The sequence below is a fragment of the Tropicimonas sediminicola genome (assembly GCF_900188335.1).
In the GTDB taxonomy this organism is placed as follows: domain Bacteria; phylum Pseudomonadota; class Alphaproteobacteria; order Rhodobacterales; family Rhodobacteraceae; genus Tropicimonas; species Tropicimonas sediminicola.
Window position 1 is genome coordinate 668,572 of record NZ_FZOY01000002.1, and the last position, 20,527, is coordinate 689,098.

Here is a 20,527-nt window from a genome sequence, read left to right on the forward strand (position 1 = left end):
GACCGTCATGGCACGCAGGAAACGATCCCGCAGGTTGCTGACGCTGTTGGTGCTGGCGCTCGTTGCGGGTGCCCTGGCCTTCGCCTTCTGGCCGCGCCCGATGCTGGTGGATATCGGCGAAGTCACGCGCGGCCCGCTGGTCGTCACCATCGACGAGGAGGCCCGCACCCGGGTGCATGACCCCTATGTCGTCTCCACCCCGGTCACCGGACGGCTGCTGCGGGTCGCGGTGGAACCGGGCGACGCGGTGGTGCGCGGCACGACCGTGGTGGCCCACATGCTGCCCATCAACCCCTCGGCGCTCGACATCCGGACCCGGGAACAGGCCCGCGCCGCCGTGACCGCCGCCGAGGCCGCGCTCCGGGTGGCCCGCGCCGACCTCAACAAGGCCATCGCGGACAACGACGTGGCCCAGTCGGACCTTGAACGCGCCCAGCAGCTTGCGCAGACCGGCACGCTGGCGCAGGCGGCGCTGGAGCGGGCCGAGGGCACGGCGCGGGCCGCGCAGGCCGCGCTCGACACCGCCGAGGCCGCGATCTCGATGCGCGAGGCCGAGGTCGCCAACGCCCGCGCCCAGCTCATCGGCTTCGACGACCAGGGGCTGGCCACCGCGCTGCAGATCAACACCGAGAAGGCGACGCCGCTCTTCGCCCCTGCCACAGGCCGCATCCTGCAGGTCATGCAGAAGAGCGAGACCACCCTGCCCGTCGGAACGCCGATCATGGAGATCGGCAATATCGAGGAGGATCTCGAGGTCGTGGTGGAGTTGCTCTCGACTGACGCCGTTCAGGTGCGCGAGGGCGACCGGGTGATCGTCGACAAATGGGGCGGACCGCAGCCGCTGGCCGGAGAAGTGATCCGGATCGATCCCTGGGGCTTCACCAAGTATTCGGCGCTTGGCGTGGAGGAGCAACGGGTGCGGGCGCGGATCGCCCTGACCGACCCGCCGGACACCCGCACGGCCCTTGGCCACGGGTTCCGCGTCGAGGTGCGGATCGTGGTCTGGGAGACCGGGGACGCAACCATCGTGCCGGCCAGCGCGCTGTTCCGGCAGGACGGCGGACAGGCGGTCTTTGTCGTCGAGGAGGGCGTGGCGCGGCTGCGCCCGGTCGAGATCGAGCGTTCGAACGGGCTGGAGGCGGCTGTCGCCTCGGGCCTCGAGCCCGGCGAGCGGATCGTGCTCTACCCGGCCCCCGGCCTTGCCGAGGGCGCACGGGTCGCCAACCGCGCGACGAACTGACCGGCCGGCAGGGCGCGTCAGTCCGAGCTGCGCACCACGAACACGGATTGCTTGGCGTGGCGCACGACGCGCGCGGCATTGGGGCCGAGCAGGTAATCCTCCAGCTCCGGCTTGTGCGAGCCGAGCACGATCACGTCGGCGCCGATCTTGTCCGCAGTCCGGAGGATGTTGTCGTAGACGCTGCCCTTCACCACCGTGAGATCGTAGGAAATGCCCTCCGGCACTTCCTCCGCGGCCCAGTCGGCGAAGCGCTTGCGCTCGTCGTCGATGATCTGCTTCTTCTGCGCCGCGCTGAAATACGAGCCGACGATCGACATGCCGAAATCCGGGATCACGTTGACGATGTGCAGGGACGCCCCGTGATCCTTCGCCAGGCGGAATGCCACCTCGGCGACCTTGTGCGCGGAGGGGCCATCGTTCAGGTCGATGGCAAGCAGAATGGACGAGTACATCTTGGGGCTCCTGGGATAGACCGGCGCAGGGAACATGGCGCGGCCGGGGGGATTGCTGCGACGGGTCAGAGGCGCCGGATCGCGCCCATGCACCCCTCGCAGGACGCCCGCTTACCACGGGGCAAGGATCAGCGGAATCGCAATCGTCCGCCGCGCCACCAGCCCGCGGAATGGCCGTCATGCAAGCAGGCCATCACAGCGGCCTGGAGCGGCCCTGGAGCGGCATCTCGGCGCAGGAGCGGAGCCGCGCAGCCCGATCCCGCCGGGCACGCCCCCTCGCTCCCATGTTCGCGGAAGCAGCCGGGCCGGATCGTCCGGACACCTTCGAATCAAGACCCAGCCGCCGCACCGAGCCACCCTGCGCGCCGACGCCTCACGGGGGCATCTGGCGCCCTCCGGCAACCTGTGAATTCGCTGATGTATCCCGCCTGCGACGCCGGTTTCGACAAGGACCGATTTGCTTTTCCCGACAAATTTCCTACTAATCCCCGAAACGCTTGCGCGACAGCCTACCAGGAGAAGATGGGGACGATGACGTGACAGAGCACACGGATGTGACGCTTGCCCTGATCGCGGCCCTGCCGTTCATCGGCGCGCTGTTTCCCGGACTTATGATCCGCGTCGGCAGGAACGCCTGCGCCCTGTCCGCCGGTTGGGCCACCCTCTCCGCGCTGATCCTGCTGGGGATTCACTCCACCGCCGTCTGGCGCGGCGAGATCGTCACCTACCGGCTCGACTGGATGCCGCTGCTCGGGCTCAACGCGCATTTCATGCTGGACGGGCTCGGGCTGCTGTTCGCCACCATGATCCTCGGCATCGGCCTGCTGATCATCCTCTACGCGCGCTTCTACCTCTCGCGCGAAGACCCGATGGGCCAGTTCTACACCTACCTGATGCTGTTCCAGGGGGCGATGCTGGGCATCGTCCTGAGCGACAACATCCTGATGATGGTTATTTTCTGGGAGCTTACGTCGCTTTCCTCGTTCCTGCTGATCGGCTACTGGCGGCACACGGGCGCGGGCCGGCAGGGCGCGCGCATGGCGCTCGCGGTGACCGGGATGGGCGGGCTGGCGCTGATCGGGGGGATGCTGTTGCTGGGCGAAGCCGCAGGCACCTACGACATCTCCGAGATCCTGACGCAGCGCGACGCGATCCAGGCCTCGCCGCTCTACGTCCCGGCGCTGCTGCTGATCCTGCTCGGCGCCTTCACCAAGTCGGCGCAGTTCCCGTTCCACTTCTGGCTTCCGCACGCCATGGCGGCCCCCACGCCGGTCTCCGCCTACCTGCACTCGGCCACCATGGTGAAGGCCGGTCTCTTCCTGATGGCGCGGCTCTGGCCGGTGCTGTCGGGCACCGACCTCTGGTTCTACCTCGTCGCCACCACCGGCCTCGTGACCATGGTGGTGGGCGCGGCCATCGCGATCTTCAAGGACGACCTCAAGGCGCTGCTGGCCTATTCGACCGTCAGCCACCTCGGGCTGATCACGATGCTGTTAGGCTTCGGCACGACGGCGGCGGCGACGGCGGCGGTGTTCCACATCATCAACCACACGATCTTCAAGGCCGCGCTCTTCATGACAGCCGGCATCGTCGATCACGAGACCCACACCCGCTCGATCAAGCGGCTGGGCGGGCTTCGGCACCTGATGCCGATCACCGCCACCCTGGCCACCGTGACCGCGCTGTCGATGGCGGGCATTCCGCTTCTCAACGGCTTCCTCTCGAAGGAGCTGATGCTGGAGGAGGCCTCGCACACCGCATGGGCCGGGAGCTACTGGGTGATCCCGGTGCTGGCGACGCTCGGGGCGACGCTCTCGGCGGCCTATTCCTTCCGATATGTCGGCCACGTCTTCCTCGGCCCGGTGCGCGACGACTACCCGTCCAAGCCGCACGATCCGCCGTTCGGCATGTGGGCCGCGCCCGCCCTGCTGTCGGTGATGGCGGTGGTGATCGGGATCTTCCCGCAGGCGACGGTGGGCAATTTCCTGCATGTCGTGGCCGATGCGACGACCGCGCAGCACCTCGAGGCGCACAAGCTCAAGATCTGGCACGGCTTCACCCCGGCGCTTCTGATGAGCGTCATCGCCACGATCGGCGGCCTTGCGATCCTCTATGCCTTCGCGCCGCTCGACCGGATCTGGGCGGCCATGCCGAAACCGGAGGCGAAGCGGATCTTCGAATCTCTCGTGGAAACCCTGCACCGCAGCGCCGGCCGGCTGTCCAACAACCTGCATGACGGGCGCCTCACCAAGTTCGTGGCGATCCTCGGCACGGCGACGGTGGCGGCCGGGCTCTATGCCTTCTCCTCGGGCACGCACACGCCGGGCACGCGGGCGACCCTGGATCCGACCATGGTCGACTACATCGGCGCGATCCTGCTCGCGGCCTCGACGATGGCGATCATGACCTACCACCGCTCCCGCCTGCTGGTGCTGGTCCTGATCGGGATCAACGGCCTGATCGTATCGATCATCTTCGTGCGGCTCTCGGCCCCCGACCTTGCCATGACGCAGGTGACCGTGGAGGTCGTGACGCTGATCCTGATGCTGCTGGCCCTGCACTTCCTGCCCAAGCACACGCCGCGGGAATCGAGCTGGAGCCGGCGCGGGCGCGACATGGCCGTCGCAGGGGCGGCCGGCATCGCCGTGGCGGCGCTGGCCTGGGCACTGATGACCCGAGATTTCGAGACGATCTCGGGCTACTACATCGCCAACGCCAAGCCCGAAGGGGGCGGCACCAACGTGGTGAACGTGATCCTCGTGGACTTCCGCGGCTACGACACTTTCGGCGAGATCATCGTGCTCGGCATCGCCGCCCTGCTGATCTACGCGCTGGAGGAAGCGCTGATGGAGGGCCGGGCCTCGCGCAAGCTGGCCAACTGGGTCCACGAGATGCGCTATTCCAAGGACCGCCACCCGCTGATGATGGTGGTCGCGACCCGGGTGATGATGCCGATCTCGCTGATGGTCGGGGTCTACATTTTCCTGCGCGGCCACAACGACCCCGGCGGCGGCTTCATTGCCGGCCTCGTCGTCGCGATCGCGCTGCTGATGCAGTACATGGCCTCCGGCTTCGCCTGGGCCACCGAGCGGATCAGCATTCCCTACCACGCCTTCATCGGCTGGGGCGTGCTGATCGCGGCGATCACCGGGATCGGCGCCTGGTTCAACGGCCTGCCGTTCCTGACCAGCGCCTACGGCTATTTCCACATCCCGCCGATCGAGGAATTCGAACTGGCGACGGCAATGGCATTCGACCTCGGCGTTTTCCTGACGGTGGTCGGCGCGGTGATGCTGGCGCTCTACTCGCTGAGCCGGCTGGCGCGGCGCACCGGTGAATCGGTCAACGTCTCGCCGATGGATTACGACCCCTCGGCGCTGGCCGCCGACGACGGCCCGGAGAACTGAGATGGAAGCACTTCTCGCACTGGTTATCGGGCTTCAGACGGCCGGCGGGATCTACCTGATCCTGCGGCGGCGGACCTTCTCGGTCATCGTCGGCACCGCGCTGTTGACCTATGCCGTGAACCTGTTCCTGTTCGCCAGCGGCCGGCTCGCGATCAACATGCCGCCGGTCTATTCCAAGTATGCCGAAGGCTACACCGACCCCCTGCCCCAGGCGCTCGTGCTGACCGCCATCGTGATCTCGTTCGGGATGACGGCGGTGGCGGTGCTGATCGCGCTCGGGGCCTTCCTCGAATCCGACACCGACCACATCGACCTGCGCCGCTCGCCGGGTGAGATGGACCTCGATCCGGACGAAATCCCCTGGGAGGAGGACCCCACCGAACCGGGCCTGCAACGGCCGAGGGGAGATTTCGGATGAGCAACTGGATCATCGCTCCCGTCGTGATGCCGGCCATCGTGGCCGCGGTCATGGCGATGGCCATGCGCCACGACCTCGTGCTGCAGCGCGTGTTCTCCATCGCCATGACGGTGGCGCTCATCGCCATCGCGGGCGGGCTCTACATCTCCACCCTCGACGGTACCATTCACGTCTACCGGCTGGGCGACTGGCCGGCGCCCTTCGGCATCGTGCTGGTGCTGGATCGGCTGGCCGCGACCATGCTGGTGCTCACCTCGCTGTTGGCCATCGGCGTGGTCCTCTACGCGATGGGCAGCGGCTGGGACGGGCGCGGCTGGCACTTCCATGCGCTCTTCGCCTTCCAGCTCATGGGGGTGAACGGCGCCTTCCTGACCGGCGACGCCTTCAACCTCTTCGTCTTCTTCGAAGTGCTGCTGATCGCCTCCTACGGGCTGATGATCCACGCCGGCGGCGGCGTGCGGCTGCGCGCGGGTCTACAGTACGTGGTGATGAACCTCGCAGGCTCCACGCTGTTCCTGTTCGCGATGGGCACGCTCTACGCGGTCACAGGCACGCTCAACATGGCCGACATGGCCCTGCGCGTGCGGGAGGTGCCCGCGGGCGACCAGGCGCTGCTGCTGGTCGGCGGGGCGCTGCTGCTGATCGTGTTCGGCATCAAGGCGGCGGCATTTCCGGTGCAGTTCTGGCTGCCCGGCACCTACCGCAACGCGCCGATGCCGGTGGCCGCGCTCTTCGCCATTCTGACCAAGGTCGGCGCCTACTCGATCATCCGCATGTACACGCTTGTCTTCGGCACGGGTTCGCCGGCGATCGGCGACTTCTTCATCGGGCTGATCCTGCCGGCAGGCCTGGCGACGCTGATAATCGGCGCCATCGGCGTGCTCGGGGCGAAACAACCGCCGCGGCAGGCCGCCTTCGCGGTGCTGGCCTCGATGGGCACGCTGCTGACCGCGATCGGCCTCGGCACCGAGCAGGCCACGGCGGCGGCGCTGTTCTACCTGCTGCATTCGACCTTCGCCGCAGCCGCGCTGTTCCTTGTGGTGGACCTGATCCTCGCCTCGCAAGGGCCGACCGTCCGCGCACCGGGCGGCTTCGTCGCATCGCTGTTCTTTGCCGCCGCCATCGCCTCGGCGGGGATGCCGCCCCTCAGCGGCTTCCTCGGCAAGCTGCTGATCCTCGACGCCAGCAGGGACGCGGCCTGGATGCCGACGATCTGGGCGATTATCCTCATCACCTCGCTGCTGGTCATCGTGGGCTTCACCCTGCGCGGCAGCCGGTATTTCTGGAAACCGCTCGATCCGCATTTCGCCAATCCGAAGAACCTCGATCTCGACGGCAACCCGATCCCGGCGCACCCGCTGCGCCCGCTGGCGCTGACTGCCGCCGGCATCCCGCTGGCGATGATGGTGCTGCTGACCCTGGCCGCCGGCCCGGTGCTGCAGGCGATGGAGGACACCGCGGCGCAGATATGGGATCCGGATCGCTATATCGAGGCGGTGCTCGGGCCGCAGGAGGAGGGGTAGGACCATGGTTGGAGCCATCCTGAGACGCGTCTTTCCGCACCCGCAGCTGACCGGCTTCCTGGTGATCATCTGGCTTCTGCTGGTCAACACCATCACCCTCGGCAACCTGCTGTTGGGCGTCGTTCTGGGCGTGCTGATCCCCGGCATCACGCAGCCCTTCTGGCCGGACCGTCCCAAGGTCGGCAAACCGCTGAAGGCGGCGGAATACATTCTGCTCGTGCTCTGGGACATCTGCATCGCCAACATCGCGGTGGCGAAGATCATCCTGTTCAAGTCGAACGCGAACACCCACAGCCAGTGGATCGCGGTGCCGCTGGAGCTGCGCTCGCCGGAAGCCATCACGATGCTGGCCGGCACGATCACCATGACGCCGGGCACCGTGACCGCGATGCTTTCGGCCGACGCCAGCCACCTGCTGGTCCACTGCCTCGATACGGACGATCCCGACGCCGTGCGCGACGAGATCAAGCACCGCTACGAGCGGCGCCTGAAGGAGATCTTCGAATGATTACCTTTGCGCTCTACTTCGCCATCGCCTGCTACGGGATCGGCCTGTTGCTGAACCTCTGGCGCATCCGCTTCGCCCCAGGCGTCGTCGACAGGATCCTGGCGCTCGACACCATGGTCATCAACGCCATCGCCCTGCTGAACATCTACGGCATCCTCGTCGGCACCGCGGTCTATTTCGAGGTCTCGCTGCTGATCGCCATGTTCGGCTTCGTCTCCACCGTCGCCTATTGCCGCTTCATCCTGCGCGGCAACATCATCGAGTGAGGAAGCCATGAGCCTGATTGCCGAGATAGTCATATCGTTCATGCTGATCGTCGGCGGGATCTTCGGCCTGCTCGGGTCCTGGGGGCTGGTAAAGCTCAACGACACGATGCGGCGGCTTCATGCACCGACCAAGGCCACGACGCTGGGCGTCGGCGGCGTGCTGATCGCCTCGATGGTCTATTTCGCCGTCTTCATGGAGCGCGTGTCGTTCCATGAACTGCTGATCACCGCCTTCCTGCTGATCACCGCGCCGATCACCGCCAATTTCGTCGCGAAAGCCCACATGCACCGCGACGTGAAGGAGCGCGATCTGCCTCCCACGGGCGGCGACTACGGCTGGGCCGGGTATGACGAGGTCGGCGACGGCAAGCAGCCGATCGACACCAAGTAACGCCCCTTCACGAAGCGAGAGACCAGATGACCGACTCCAAGCCCGCCGCCGGCGGCCCCCTGCCCCATATGGCGTTTCCGAAGCTCGGTGGCGGGCAGATCGAGATCGGCGGCCCACGGGAGCGCCACACGCTGCTGGTGGTCTACCGCGGCAAGCATTGCGGGCGCTGCAAGAAATACCTCGCCGGGCTCGAGGCGCTCAAGGGCGACTGGGAGGACGCGGGCTTCGACGTGATCGCCGTCTCCGCCGATCCCGAGCCGAAGGCGCAGTCCGACGTGGCCGAGTTCGGCTGGAGCTTCGATGTCGGCTACGACCTGGGCGAGGCGCAGATGCGGACACTCGGCCTCTACGTCTCCGAACCGCTGTCGCCCCAGGAGACAGACCGCCGCTTTGCCGAGCCGGCGGTGTTCTGCGTGCGCCCCGACGGGATCATCCAGGTGGTCTGCCTGTCGAACGGCCCCGCCGCACGCCCTGACCTGGCGGAATTGCTGGACGGCATGAAGTTCAACATCGCCCACAACCGTCCCGCGCGCGGGACGGCCTGACACGGCCGGACCTTTTCCGCTGTCTCAGTGCTTGGGCGAGAGACCGCGTGTGCGCGCGTGGTGCAGCGCCGCCACAGCGCAGGAGGCGAGACGAGCCATGTCGCCGTCGGACCGCGAGTTGAGGATGATCGGCACGCTGGCCCCCAGCACCAGACCTGCCCCCTCGGCGTGCGAGATATAGGCCAGCTGCTTGGCCAGCATGTTGGCGGAGTCGATGTCGGGCGGCACCAGCACCTCGGCGCGCCCGGCCACCTCCGAGGTGATCCCCTTGGTCCGCGCGGCGCCGATGTCGACGGCGTTGTCCATGGCCAGCGGCCCGTCCACCAGCCCGCCGGTGATCTGCCCGCGATCGGCCATCTTGGACAGAAGCGCGGCGTCGATCGAGGACGGAATGTCGGGGTTCACGGTCTCCACCGCCGACAGCATCCCGACCCGCGGCACCGCGATCCCGATGGAGATCGCGACGTCGATGGCGTTCTGCACGATGTCGACCTTGGTCTTCAGGTCCGGCTGGATGTTCACCGCGGCGTCGGTCACCAGCAGCGGGTGCGGCACGCCGGGCACGTCCATGACGAAGACATGGGTGAAGCGCCGCCCGGCGCGCAGGCCCCGCTCCTTGCGAAGCGCCGCCCGCAGCAGGTCGTCGGTGTGCAGGTGCCCCTTCATCAGCGCCCCGGCCCGGCCGTCGGCCACCAGGTCCACCGCGCGATGCGCAGCCAGCGCGTGATCGGGCTCGTCGATGATCTCGATGCCTTCCAGCGACAGCCCGGTCTCGGCCGCGGCGGCGGCGATCCTGTCCGGCGCTCCGACCAGGATCGGCGTGATGATGTTCTGCGCATGGGCCAGCAGCGCACCGCCCAGGGACCGCGGTTCCTCCGGCGCGATGACGGCCGTGACCAGCGGGTCCAGCGGCGCGGCCAGCGCGACAAGCTTCTCGAAATGCCGGTGGCGCTGCACGATCAGGCCCGGCACGTCTAGCGCGTCGAACCGCAGCTTGCGGGTCGGCGCGGAGATGAGCGCCTCGCCGGAGACGATCACCGCCCCGTCTGCAGCCCGCCGCACCTCGGTGGACAGCCGGACTTCGTGCTCCGGCAGCTTCTCCAGCACCCGCACGGTCACCACCAGCTCGTCCCCCGCCTGGGCATGGCCGGAGAAGTCGAAGCTCTGGTGGCGATAGAGCGTGCCCGCACCGGGCAGCAGGTTGCCCAGCACCGCCGAGACGAGCGAGCCGACCCAGAGCGACGGCGCAATCGCCTCCGGAACCCCGTCGCCATCGCCGTCATAGGCCGCGAGGTGCATCGGGTTGTGATTGCCGGAGGCCGTGGCGAAGACCAGGAAATCCTCCTCGCGGGCGATCCGGGCCAGGCTGGCCTCGTCGCCGACCTTCAGCTCCTCGTAGGTGCGGTTCTCAAAGGTGGTTCCCTGTGTCATCGGTGCAATCCCCCGGAATGATCGGCGCCTCGGCATGCAGGCGGGTGGCGCCGGCACTCCTTGTCAGGCGGGCGCGCAACGGCCCGACGACGAGGATGGCCGATGGCCGGTCCACCGTCGATGGGGTTGTTGCGAAATTTCCGTGACAGCAGGGCCCGCCTGCCTACTGGAACGCCTGGATCCCGGTCTGTGCCCGCCCGAGGATCAGCGCGTGGACGTCGTGGGTGCCCTCGTAGGTGTTCACGGCCTCGAGGTTCATCACGTGCCGGATCACGCCGTATTCGTCGGAGATCCCGTTGCCGCCCAGCATGTCCCGCGCCTCGCGCGCGATGGCGAGCGACTTGCCGCAATTGTTGCGCTTCATCAGGCTCACCAACTCCGCGGGCGCGCGGTGCTCGTCCATCAGCCGGCCGAGGCGCAGCGCGCCCTGCAGGCCCAGGGCAATCTCGGTCTGCATGTCGGCGAGTTTCTTCTGGATCAGCTGGTTGGCGGCGAGCGGGCGGCCGAACTGCTTCCGCTCGAGCGTGTAGTCGCGCGCCATGTGCCAGCAGGCCTCCGCCGCGCCGAGCGCACCCCATGCGATACCGTAACGGGCCCGGTTGAGGCAGCCGAAGGGCCCCGCAAGGCCGCTGGCTTCCGGCAGCAGGTTCTCTTCCGGCACGAAGACCTCGTCCATCATGATCATGCCGGTGATCGAGGCCCGCAAGCTGAACTTGCCCTCGATCTTGGGCGTCTCCAGCCCCTTCATGCCGCGTTCCAGCAGGAAGCCCTTGATCTTGCCGTCATGGGCCTCGGACTTGGCCCAGACCACGCAGACATCGGCGATCGGGCTGTTGGTGATCCAGTTCTTCGCCCCGGAGACGAGGTAGCCGCCGTCGACGGGCTTGGCGCGCGTGACCATGCCGCCGGGGTCGGAGCCGTGGTCGGGCTCGGTCAGGCCGAAACAGCCGACCAGTTCACCGGTCGCGAGTTTCGGCAGGAAGCGTCTGCGCTGTTCCTCGGTGCCGTAGGCAAAGATCGGGTGCATCACGAGCGAGGATTGCACCGACATCGCCGAGCGGTAGCCGGAATCGACCCGCTCCACCTCGCGGGCCACCAGCCCATAGGAGGTGTAGTTCACGCCCGCCCCGCCGTATTCCTCGGGGATCGTCGCGCCCAGCAGGCCGAGTTCGCCGAGTTCTGTCATGATCTCGCGGTCGAAGACCTCGTGCCGGTTGGCCTCGAGCACGCGGCGCGCGAGCCCGTCCTGGCAATAGGCATGGGCCGCGTCCCGGATCATCCGCTCCTCTTCGCTCAGCTGATCGTCCAGCAGGAACGGGTCCTCCCAGACCAGCGGCGCGGGGCGCGCGCGGGCAAGCTCGGGGGTGTTGGGGTGATCCTCGGTGGCCATCGGCGCTCCTCCATGTTCTCTGCCCGTCGGTGCGACGGAGTTAGACACTTTTTCGCGGAACTTCAAAGGCGCTGCGAGGCCCGCGACAAAACACGCGCCTCCCATGCCGCCCCACTTGCCGCTTGCGCTTGGCGGCAAATCCGCGATGGTTGGCGGGCACCACCGGAAGGAGCCTCGCCATGAGCCATTGCGTTTTCGTCCAGATCCGCTGCGCCCCCGGCACCACCTACCAGGTGGCCGATGCCATCGCCCTGCGCGAGATCCACTCGGAGCTCTACTCCACCTCGGGCGAATACGACCTGCTGCTGAAGCTCTACATCCCGGAGGGCGAGGACGTGGGCCATTACATCAACGAGAACTTGGCCAGCGTCGAGAACGTGCAGCGCACTCTGACGACCATGACCTTCCGCGCCTTCTAGACGACAGGCTCAGCCCTGCATCGCGTCGTAGGTGGCCACCATCCCGGCGCGCAGGCGATCGACATCGGCGTCCACGCTCGCACCCGTGTCCGGGTGAAAGCTCTCCATCACCTCGATCCGGATCGTCCCCGCCCGCGGCATGAGAGCGCCACGCGGAAGCAGTGCATCCGAGCCCGCGATGACGACCGGGCGAATGCTGCGCCCGGTTGCGCGCGCGACCAGCAGGATGCCTGCCTTGAACCCGCCGAGCGCCTCGCCCCGCGCCCGCGTACCCTCGGGGAACAGGATCAGCGAGCGGCGGAGTGGCATCGCCTCAACGGCCCGCGTAAGCACCTGCAACGCCTGGCTGCCGCTCTTGCGGTCGATCTCCACGAGGCCGGCCGCGCGAAACCCGCGCCCGATCAGGCGATTGTCGAACAGTTCCTTCTTGGCGCCGAAGGTCACCCACTTCGTGGCAGGCACGTTCGCCAGAAGCGCGAACCCGTCGAGGTGACTGCGGTGGTTCACCGCGAAGAGGCTGTTGACATCCACATCCAGGCGCTGTCGCGCCTCGGGGCTGATCTCAACCCGAATGCTGAGGAACCACAGGAGCCAGCCGCAGGAGCGCGGCACGAGCCGCCAGTACCAGGCCCGGAAACCACGCCTGCGGTCGCAGACATAGGGCGCCGCGCAGATGAACAGGAACAGCGCCGGGCCGATGACGATGAGCGCGAGGCGCTTGAGAATTTGCAACGGGTGTCCTTCCGGATCGGGGCAAGGTCTGGCGGGGCCTGCCAGCGCGGGGGCCGCAAGCGCCCCGATGCCGTCCGGGCACTCCCCCTCTGCGCGCAGCCTGTCCCGCGTATTCGCCGCGCTGTCAACGCAAAGCCGCCGCGGCCCGGCAAGCCGCGCCAGGGAAGGCTTCGGCCTGCCATGCCACCAGGGCCTAGCGGGTATCCCGTTTTGGGCGGTCAAGTGGCGCCTCGTCACATTGCTGAGGGGTGGGGTTTCTGCCTATCAATCTGTCAAGCCTCACAAAACCACCGGCATGCGGACGCAGCGGTAGCTTTCGATGAGGTTTGTCGTTGAGGAGGCGCCGGGCACTGGCCCGCGCCGCTGGACATCCCCCGGCCCCGCGCCGGGAAAACCCGGAGGAATCAATCGTGACATCGTCGGACCGTATCAAGAACGCCTTCCTGCGCTCGAAAATCATGACCGCGGAAGACGCGGCTTCGCTCATCCAGTCGGGCAACACCGTCGGGATGAGCGGATTCACCGGGTCCGGCTACCCCAAGGCGCTGCCACCGGCGCTGGCCGAACGTATCGAAACGGCCCATGACGCCGGCGAGAACTTCAAGATCAACCTCTGGACCGGCGCCTCGACCGGCCCCGAGCTGGACGGCGCCCTGTCGAAGTCGGATGCCATCGAATACCGGCTGCCCTACAACTCCGATCCGGTGGGCCGGGAAAAGATCAACCGCGGCGAGATCGACTATCTCGACATGCACCTCAGCCACGTCGCCCCGATGGTCTGGGAAGGGTTCTTCGGCAAGCTCGATGTCGCGGTGATCGAAGTGACCGGCGTCAACGAGGACGGCTCGCTGATCCCCGCGACCTCCGTGGGCAACAACAAGACCTGGATCGACTGCGCGGAGAAGGTGATCCTCGAGGTCAACAGCTGGCACGACGAGCGGATGCTGGGGATGCACGACATCTACTACGGCACCGCCCTGCCCCCCAACCGCGTGCCGATCCCGATGGTCTCCGCCGACGCGCGCATCGGCCAGCCGACCTTCCGCTGCGACCCGCACAAGGTCGCCGGCGTCATCGTGACCGACTTGCCGGACCGCAACGCGCCGTTCTCGCCGATCGACGACACCTCCCGCACCATCGCCGCGCACCTGATGGAGTTCCTCCAGCACGAGGTGAAGATGGGCCGGCTCACGAACCGGCTGCTGCCCCTGCAATCGGGCGTCGGCAACGTGGCCAACGCGGTGCTCGACGGGCTGAAGGATACGCCGTTCCACGACCTGAAGGCCTATACCGAAGTTCTGCAGGACGGGATGATGGACCTGCTGGATTCCGGCCAGCTACTGACCGCCTCCTCCACCGCCTTCTCGCTCAGCCCCGAAGCCGCCGTCAGGTTCCGGGAGAACCTCGATTTCTACCGTGACAAGGTGATCCTCCGCCCGACGGAGATCTCGAACCACCCCGAGGTGATCCGCCGCCTTGGCTGCATCTCGATGAACGGCATGATCGAGGCCGACATCTACGGCAACGTGAACTCGTCGCTGGTGATGGGCTCGCGCATCATGAACGGCATCGGCGGGTCGGGCGATTTCGCACGGAACTCCTTCATCTCGATCTTCGTCTCGCCATCGGTCGCCAAGGGCGGCAAGATTTCGACCATCGTGCCGCAGGCCAGCCACGTCGACCACATCACCCAGGATGTGCAGGTTCTTGTCACCGAACAGGGCCTTGCCGACCTGCGCGGCCTGTCGCCCAAGAAGCGGGCCCAGACGATCATCAAGAACTGCGCGCACCCCGACTATCGCCCGATGCTCGAGGATTACTTCGAGCGCGCCAAGCGGGATGCCTATGGCCTGCAGACGCCGTCGCTGCCGAGCGAGGCGCTGTCCTGGCACCAGCGGTTCATCGACACCGGCACCATGCGCCCTTGAGCGCAGCGAGCGCGTGACAAAAGAAGCGCCCGACAGAGATGCCGGGCGCTTTGCTGTTTGCCGTGCGACTGGATCAGAACGGGCTGTCCGGGAAGTAGAACTTCTCGGCGTTCTCCTGGGTCACCAGCACGGAGCCGATCACGAACTTGCCCGAGACCGGGGCGTTGGAGACGAAGTTGAGCGCCGTGAGCTCGATCGCCGTGCCGCTCATCGAGGGCGGATAGGTCACATTGGCCTTCACATAGGGGTCGCCGTCGCGGACGCGGGCAATCATTTCCTTCATGCCGGCGCCGCCGAGCACCCACATCTCGTCCATGCGGCCGGCTTCCTTGATCGCCGCCAGCACGCCAATGGCCATGTCGTCATCCGAGGCCCAGACCGCGTCGATCTCCGGATACTTGGACAGGAAGTCCTGCATCACGGTGAAGGCGTCGTCACGGTTCCAGTTGCCGTGCTCCATGCCGAGGATCTCGATGCCCGAGCCCTCGATGGCTGCCTGGAAGCCCTCGACCCGCTCGTTGTCGATCGTGGTCGGGATGCCGCGCAGCACGACGATCTTGCCGCCGTCGGGCATCATCTCCTTGAAGAACATGCCGGAAGTGGTGCCGAAGCCCGGGTTGTCGCCGGCGACATAGAGATCCTCGATGCCGTCTTCCGAAAGGCCGCGGTCGATCACCGTCACCCAGGCGCCGCTGTCCTTCACGCGCTTCACCGGCGCGGTCAGAGGCTCGGATTCGAAGGGCAGCACCACCAGCGCGTCGATGTTGCGGGTGGCCATCATGTCCTCGATGTCGTTGACCTGCTTGGCCGGGTCGGAGGCCGTGGCGAGCACGAAATCGAGCTCGGGATAGGTCGCTTCGAGCCGGTCGATGGCTTCCTGCGCATGGAAGTTCATGCCGCCGGCCCAGCCATGCGTCGCCGCCGGGATCGACACGCCGATCACCGTGGTCTCCTGCGCGAAGGCACCAGAGGCGCCAAGCACCATGGCAACCGCGGTTGCGCCGAAAAGGTGTTTCATAATCATACTCTTCCTCCCTAGGTTTCCCAGTTCTGCGCCCCTCCCCGGAGCGCGCCTCCCATCAGCGGGATGACTTCCTGGCGCGTTGCAGCACAACGGCCAGAATGATGATCACGCCCTGGATCGCCCCGTTGAGATAGGGGCTCACGAGGTCCGTGAGATTAAGAATGTTGTCGATCAGCCCGAGGATCAGCACGCCCACCACGGTGCCCCAGACCCGGCCGAAGCCGCCCGACAGAAGCGTGCCGCCGATGATGACGGCCGCGATCGTTTCCAGCTCCCAGAGCAGGCCGGTGGAGTTCGAGGCCGAGCCGAGCCGCGGCACGTAGAGCACCGAGGCGAGCCCGACGAGCGTGCCGAGCACCACGTAGGTCAGCATCCGCACGCGCTTGACATGGACCGCCGAGTAGAGCGCCACCTGCTCGTTCGAGCCGATGGCGGCGCAATGCCGACCATAGGCGGTGTGGCGCATGGCGATCTCGCCGAGGATCGCCACGACGGCGAAGACGATGATCGGCCAGCGGATGCCGAAGAGCCCGCCGTAGTAGACCGGCTCGTAGAGACTGCCGAGCGCGAAGTTCAACGAAATCGTGCCGCCGTCCGCCAGCCAGGTCACGAGGCTGCGGAAGATCACCATCGAGCCCAGCGTCACGATAAAGGCCTCTATCCCCATTCGGGTGATCAGGAACCCGTTGACCGCCCCTGCCAGCGCGCCCAGGGCCAGCCCTGCGCCCATACCGATCAGGATCACCCCCCAGCTTGTGCCGAGCGACGGGATCAGCGCGTTCATGATCATGATCATGATGCCTGCGATAAAGGCCGTCATCGACCCGACGGACAGGTCGAGCCCGCCCGCGGTGATCACGAAGGTCATGCCGACCGCCATGATTCCGATGAAGGCCGAGCGCGACAGCACGTTGGTGATGTTCTGCTGGCCGAGGAAATCGGGGTTCAGAAGCGTGCCGATCACCACCAGTACAACCAGCGCCAGGATCGGCCCGAGCGCCTGAAGATCGAACTTGAACCCTGCCTTGCCCGGGGCATTCGTGGTTTGCTCAGCCATTGCTGTTGCCCTTCTTTTCCAGTCCCATCGCGAGGCGGACGATAGTATCCTCGTTCACGTCCATGCCCTGAACCTCGCCTGCGATCCGGCCGCGCCGCATCACCGCCACCCGGTCGCAGAGACCGATCACCTCGGTCATCTCCGAGGAGATCACGATCACCGAATGGCCCGCTCCCGCCAGTCTGTGGATGAAGCCGTAGAACTGCTGCTTGGTGCCGACGTCGATGCCGCGCGTCGGCTCGTCGATGATGACGATCTGCGGATCGGCCAGCATGATCTTGGCCAGCAGCAGCTTCTGCTGGTTGCCGCCCGAGAGGTTGCCCACCAGCACGCTGCGCTCCGGGGCGCGGATGTCGAACTCCTGGATCGCGCGGTCGAGCGCGGCCTCCTCGGCCCGCTTGTCGACAAGCAGGTTGGAGAACTTTTTCAACGCCAGGAGCGTCAGGTTGCGCCGCATGTCCTGCGTCAGGATCAGCCCGTGCTCCTTGCGGTCCTCGGGCAGGTAGACCAGCCCCGCGGCCATCGCCGCCTCGACCGAATGCAGGTGAACCGGCGCGCCATTGATCGCGACCGAGCCGCTGGAGTGGCGCACGCCTATCAGCCCTTCCATCAGCTCGGTCCGCCCCGATCCGACGAGCCCGGCAAAGCCAAGGATCTCGCCGCGCCGGAGCGTGAACGACACGTCGCGGACGGCATCGCCGACCGAGAAGCGCTGCACCTCCAGCACCGGCGGGGCGCCATCGGCGGGGCGCTTGGCGGGGAACATGTCGCTCAGCTCGCGCCCGACCATGGCCTCGGCCATCTGGTCCTCGTTCATCTCGCCGCGCAGCGCACTGCGCACGATGCGCCCGTCGCGCATCACCGTCACCCGGTCGGCGATCCGGGCGACCTCGTCGAGCTTGTGGGAGGTATAGAGAATCGCCACCCCTTCCGCCTTCAGCCGCTCGATCTGCTTGAACAGAACGCTGGTCTCGCGATTGGTGAGCGCCGCCGTGGGCTCGTCCATGATCAGCACCCGCGCCTGCCGGGTAAGCGCCTTGGCGATCTCCACCATCTGCTTTTCCGGCACCGAGATCGACGAGACCTGCGCCCTCGGGTCGAGCGGCGTTTCCAGCCGCGCCAGCAGATCGCGGGTCTGCGCCCGCATCGTCGCGTGATCCAGCAGCCAGCCGCGCTTCAGCTCGTGGCCGAGAAAGATGTTCTGCTCGACCGAGAGAAGCTGCGCGAGGTTGAACTCCTGGTGGATCAGCGTCACGCCGCGCGCTTCGGCTTCCCGCGACCGGGCAAAGCTCACCGGCACGCCGTCGAGCAGGATCTCGCCCGCCGAGGGGGCGAGATAGCCCGACATGATCTTCATCGTCGTGGACTTGCCGGCGCCATTCTCGCCGATCAGCGCGTGGACCTCGCCGGCATGCAGCTCGATGCCGATGTCATGCAGGATCCGGATCGGCCCGAAGGAGCGCTGCACGTTGCGCAGCGCCAGCGCCGGGACCGCCGCCTGTCCCGGCGGCGGCTCCGGCTGGCCCGATTGAAGGGTCGTCGCTTGCATGGTTTCCCTCACGCCAGCTTGACCCAGGCCGCGTCGCGGGCCGAAGAGCGGACGCAGGCATCGACAAAGGCGACCCCGGCCAGCCCGTCATCGACCGTCGGGAACACCACGTCTCCCGGGATCGCTGCGCCGGCCTGTTTCGCCCGGATCGCCCGAGCCGCCTCGGCGTAGATGTTGGCGAAGCCCTCGAGGTAGCCTTCCGGGTGCCCGCCCGGCGTCCGCGACACCCGCGCCGCGACATCCCGCGCGCCGCTGCCGGCGCGGGTCAGCAACCGCTTGGGCTCGCCGAAGGGCGTGTACCAGAGGTAGTTCGGATCCTCCTGCGCCCATTCCAGCCCGCCCTTCTCGCCATAGACCCGGAGCCGCAGCGCGTTCTCGTTGCCCGGCGCCACCTGGCTGCACCAGAGCATCCCGCGCGCGCCGCCCTTGTAGCGCAGCATGACGTGGCCGTTGTCGTCGACCCGCCGCCCCGGCACGAAGCTCTGCAGGTCGGCCGAGAGCGCCTCCAGCTCCAGCCCGGTCACGAAGCCCGCGAGGTTGAAGGCATGGGTGCCGATGTCCCCGGTGGAGCCCCCCGCCCCGGAGCGTTCCGGATCGGTCCGCCATTCGGACTGCTTGTTGGTGCCGGTCTGCTCGACCGCCTCGGTCAGCCAGTCCTGCGGATATTCCACCTGCACAACCCGGATCTTGCCCAGCTCGCCCCGCGCCACCATCTCGCGGGCCTGACGCACCATCGGGTACCCGGTGTAATTGTGGGTCAGCACGAACAGCGCGTCGCTCTCGTGGGCCAGCTTGGCGAGCTTGCGCGCGTCCGGCAGGGTCGATGTCAGCGGCTTGTCGCAGATCACGTGGATGCCGCGTTTCAGAAATTCCCGCGCGACCGGGTAGTGCATGTGGTTGGGCGTGACGATCGCCACCGCCTCGATCCCGCCCTTGATCCGGTTCTCACGGATCGCCATCTCGCGGAAATCGCCATAGGTCCGGTCGGGCGCCAGCCCGAGCGCCGCGCCACTTGCCTGCGCCTTTTCCGGCGTGGAGCTGAGCGCCCCGGCGACCAGCTCGTATTCCCCGTCGATCCGCGCGGCGATACGGTGGACGGCACCGATGAAGGCGTCCTTGCCGCCGCCGACCATGCCAAGCCTGATGCGATCCGCCATGTCAGCCTCCGATTCCGAGCATCTTGCGGTTGGCGGCCTCGTCGGCGCCGCTGTCCGCGAAATCGTCGAAGGCCTTCTCGGTCACGCGGATGATATGGTCGCGGACGAACTGCGCCCCTTCGCGGGCCCCGTCCTCGGGGTGCTTGAGGCAGCATTCCCATTCGACCACGGCCCAGCCGTCGAAGTCGTTGGCCGCCATCTTGGAGAAGATCGCCCCGAAATCGCACTGTCCGTCACCGAGCGACCGGAACCGCCCGGCCCGGTCCACCCAGCTCTGATAGCCGGAATAGACACCCTGCCGGCCGGTCGGATTGAACTCCGCGTCCTTGACGTGGAACATCCCGATCCGGTCCTTGTAGATGTCTATATTGTCCAGGTAATCAAGGCATTGCAGCACGTAGTGGCTGGGATCGTAGAGCATCATCGCCCGCGGGTGGTTGTTCACCCGTTCGAGGAACATCTCGAAGGTGACCCCGTCATGCAGGTCCTCGCCGGGATGGATCTCGTAGCAGACGTTCACGCCACATGCCTCGGCATGGTCGAGCAGCGGCTTCCAGCGCCGCGCCAGCTCGTCGAAGGCCGTCTCGATCAGCCCCGCCGGCCGCTGTGGCCACGGGTAGATATAGGGCCAGGCCAGCGCGCCCGAGAAGGTCGCATGCGCCGTGATGCCGAGATTCTTCGACGCGGTCAGCGCCATTTTCACCTGCTCCACGGCCCATTCCTGCCGCGCCGTCGGGTTGCCGCGCACCTCCGGCGCCGCAAAGCCGTCGAAGGCGGTATCATAGGCCGGGTGCACGGCCACGAGCTGCCCCTGCAGGTGGGTGGAAAGCTCCGTCACCTGCACGCCGTTGGCCTCGGCCACCCCCTTGAACTCGTCGCAGTAATCCTTGCTCTCCGCCGCCTTGGCGAGGTCGATCAGCCGGCCGTCCCAGCTTGGCACCTGAACACCGACATAGCCGCAATCGGCGACCCACTTGGTGATGCTGTTCCAGGAATTGAACGGCGCCTCGTCACCGGCAAACTGCGCCAGGAACAGGGCGGGCCCCTTGATCGTCTTCATCGTATTCCTCCTCGAGCGACGAGACAGACA

General features: G+C 67.0%; 19 protein-coding genes. 10 read left to right on the forward strand and 9 right to left on the reverse strand.

The window, feature by feature from the left end:
* Positions 1-7 precede the first annotated feature (7 nt).
* A complete protein-coding gene (locus CHB86_RS07450) occupies positions 8-1,240 on the forward strand; it encodes an efflux RND transporter periplasmic adaptor subunit (RefSeq protein ID WP_089232365.1) in 1,233 nt (410 codons plus the stop codon).
* Between the two features lie 17 nt (positions 1,241-1,257).
* Here CHB86_RS07450 and CHB86_RS07455 read toward each other — a convergent pair whose 3' ends face one another.
* A complete protein-coding gene (locus CHB86_RS07455; RefSeq protein WP_089232366.1) occupies positions 1,258-1,692 on the reverse strand; it encodes a universal stress protein in 435 nt (144 codons plus the stop codon).
* A gap of 554 nt (positions 1,693-2,246) precedes the next feature.
* On the opposite strand from CHB86_RS07455, the gene CHB86_RS07460 reads away from it, so the two are divergent.
* Genes CHB86_RS07460 through CHB86_RS07490 form a run of 7 tightly spaced genes read left to right on the forward strand, consistent with a single transcriptional unit; the run spans position 2,247 to position 8,750 of the window.
* On the forward strand, positions 2,247-5,099 hold the full coding sequence (locus tag CHB86_RS07460; protein ID WP_089232605.1) for a monovalent cation/H+ antiporter subunit A: 2,853 nt from the start codon (positions 2,247-2,249) through the stop codon (positions 5,097-5,099).
* Position 5,100: 1 nt separating this feature from the next.
* Positions 5,101-5,517 (forward strand): Na+/H+ antiporter subunit C, encoded by a 417-nt coding sequence (locus CHB86_RS07465; RefSeq protein WP_089232367.1) that lies wholly within the window; start codon positions 5,101-5,103, stop codon positions 5,515-5,517.
* Positions 5,514-7,040 carry a monovalent cation/H+ antiporter subunit D gene (locus CHB86_RS07470; RefSeq protein WP_089232368.1) on the forward strand — a complete coding sequence of 509 codons (1,527 nt, stop codon included), beginning with the start codon at positions 5,514-5,516 and terminating at the stop codon, positions 7,038-7,040. The genes CHB86_RS07465 and CHB86_RS07470 overlap by 4 nt, the downstream gene beginning before the upstream one ends.
* 16 nt (positions 7,041-7,056) lie before the next feature.
* Positions 7,057-7,548, forward strand: a complete 492-nt coding sequence (locus CHB86_RS07475) for a Na+/H+ antiporter subunit E (RefSeq protein WP_089232606.1) — start codon at positions 7,057-7,059, stop codon at positions 7,546-7,548.
* On the forward strand, positions 7,545-7,814 hold the full coding sequence (locus tag CHB86_RS07480; protein WP_089232369.1) for a K+/H+ antiporter subunit F: 270 nt from the start codon (positions 7,545-7,547) through the stop codon (positions 7,812-7,814). The genes CHB86_RS07475 and CHB86_RS07480 overlap by 4 nt, the downstream gene beginning before the upstream one ends.
* Positions 7,815-7,821: 7 nt before the next feature.
* A complete protein-coding gene (locus CHB86_RS07485) occupies positions 7,822-8,205 on the forward strand; it encodes a Na+/H+ antiporter subunit G (protein WP_089232370.1) in 384 nt (127 codons plus the stop codon).
* Positions 8,206-8,231: 26 nt separating this feature from the next.
* Positions 8,232-8,750, forward strand: a complete 519-nt coding sequence (locus CHB86_RS07490) for a redoxin domain-containing protein (RefSeq protein ID WP_089232371.1) — start codon at positions 8,232-8,234, stop codon at positions 8,748-8,750.
* A 24-nt stretch (positions 8,751-8,774) separates the two neighbouring features.
* Here CHB86_RS07490 and CHB86_RS07495 read toward each other — a convergent pair whose 3' ends face one another.
* Both CHB86_RS07495 and CHB86_RS07500 read right to left on the reverse strand, forming a co-directional pair.
* A complete protein-coding gene (locus tag CHB86_RS07495) occupies positions 8,775-10,181 on the reverse strand; it encodes a bifunctional enoyl-CoA hydratase/phosphate acetyltransferase (RefSeq protein WP_089232372.1) in 1,407 nt (468 codons plus the stop codon).
* A gap of 163 nt (positions 10,182-10,344) precedes the next feature.
* Positions 10,345-11,571, reverse strand: a complete 1,227-nt coding sequence (locus CHB86_RS07500; RefSeq protein WP_089232373.1) for an acyl-CoA dehydrogenase — start codon at positions 11,569-11,571, stop codon at positions 10,345-10,347.
* Positions 11,572-11,750: 179 nt separating this feature from the next.
* On the opposite strand from CHB86_RS07500, the gene CHB86_RS07505 reads away from it, so the two are divergent.
* Entirely contained in the window at positions 11,751-11,990 is a 240-nt protein-coding gene (locus tag CHB86_RS07505; protein ID WP_089232374.1) for an Lrp/AsnC ligand binding domain-containing protein, read from the forward strand.
* 9 nt (positions 11,991-11,999) lie between these two features.
* Here the strand turns inward: CHB86_RS07505 and CHB86_RS07510 are convergent, their stop codons facing one another.
* Positions 12,000-12,722, reverse strand: a complete 723-nt coding sequence (locus tag CHB86_RS07510) for a lysophospholipid acyltransferase family protein (protein WP_176442801.1) — start codon at positions 12,720-12,722, stop codon at positions 12,000-12,002.
* 410 nt (positions 12,723-13,132) lie between these two features.
* On the opposite strand from CHB86_RS07510, the gene scpC reads away from it, so the two are divergent.
* On the forward strand, positions 13,133-14,650 hold the full coding sequence (gene scpC, locus CHB86_RS07515; RefSeq protein ID WP_425445411.1) for a succinyl-CoA:acetate CoA-transferase ScpC: 1,518 nt from the start codon (positions 13,133-13,135) through the stop codon (positions 14,648-14,650).
* Positions 14,651-14,723: 73 nt separating this feature from the next.
* On the opposite strand, the gene CHB86_RS07520 is transcribed toward scpC, so the two are convergent.
* The 5 genes from CHB86_RS07520 to CHB86_RS07540 are packed head-to-tail and all read right to left on the reverse strand — an operon-like array spanning position 14,724 to position 20,497.
* Positions 14,724-15,674, reverse strand: coding sequence for an ABC transporter substrate-binding protein (locus CHB86_RS07520; RefSeq protein WP_217898279.1), 951 nt, complete (start codon positions 15,672-15,674; stop codon positions 14,724-14,726).
* Positions 15,675-15,729: 55 nt separating this feature from the next.
* A complete protein-coding gene (locus CHB86_RS07525) occupies positions 15,730-16,731 on the reverse strand; it encodes an ABC transporter permease (RefSeq protein ID WP_089232377.1) in 1,002 nt (333 codons plus the stop codon).
* Positions 16,724-18,280, reverse strand: a complete 1,557-nt coding sequence (locus CHB86_RS07530) for a sugar ABC transporter ATP-binding protein (RefSeq protein WP_089232378.1) — start codon at positions 18,278-18,280, stop codon at positions 16,724-16,726. Before CHB86_RS07530 ends, CHB86_RS07525 begins: the two co-directional genes overlap by 8 nt.
* 8 nt (positions 18,281-18,288) lie before the next feature.
* The gene (locus tag CHB86_RS07535) at positions 18,289-19,437 is read right to left on the reverse strand and encodes a Gfo/Idh/MocA family protein (RefSeq protein ID WP_089232379.1); all 1,149 of its coding nucleotides are present in this window, start codon (positions 19,435-19,437) and stop codon (positions 18,289-18,291) included.
* A gap of 1 nt (position 19,438) precedes the next feature.
* The gene (locus CHB86_RS07540) at positions 19,439-20,497 is read right to left on the reverse strand and encodes a sugar phosphate isomerase/epimerase family protein (RefSeq protein WP_089232380.1); all 1,059 of its coding nucleotides are present in this window, start codon (positions 20,495-20,497) and stop codon (positions 19,439-19,441) included.
* Between the last annotated feature and the right edge of the window lie 30 nt (positions 20,498-20,527).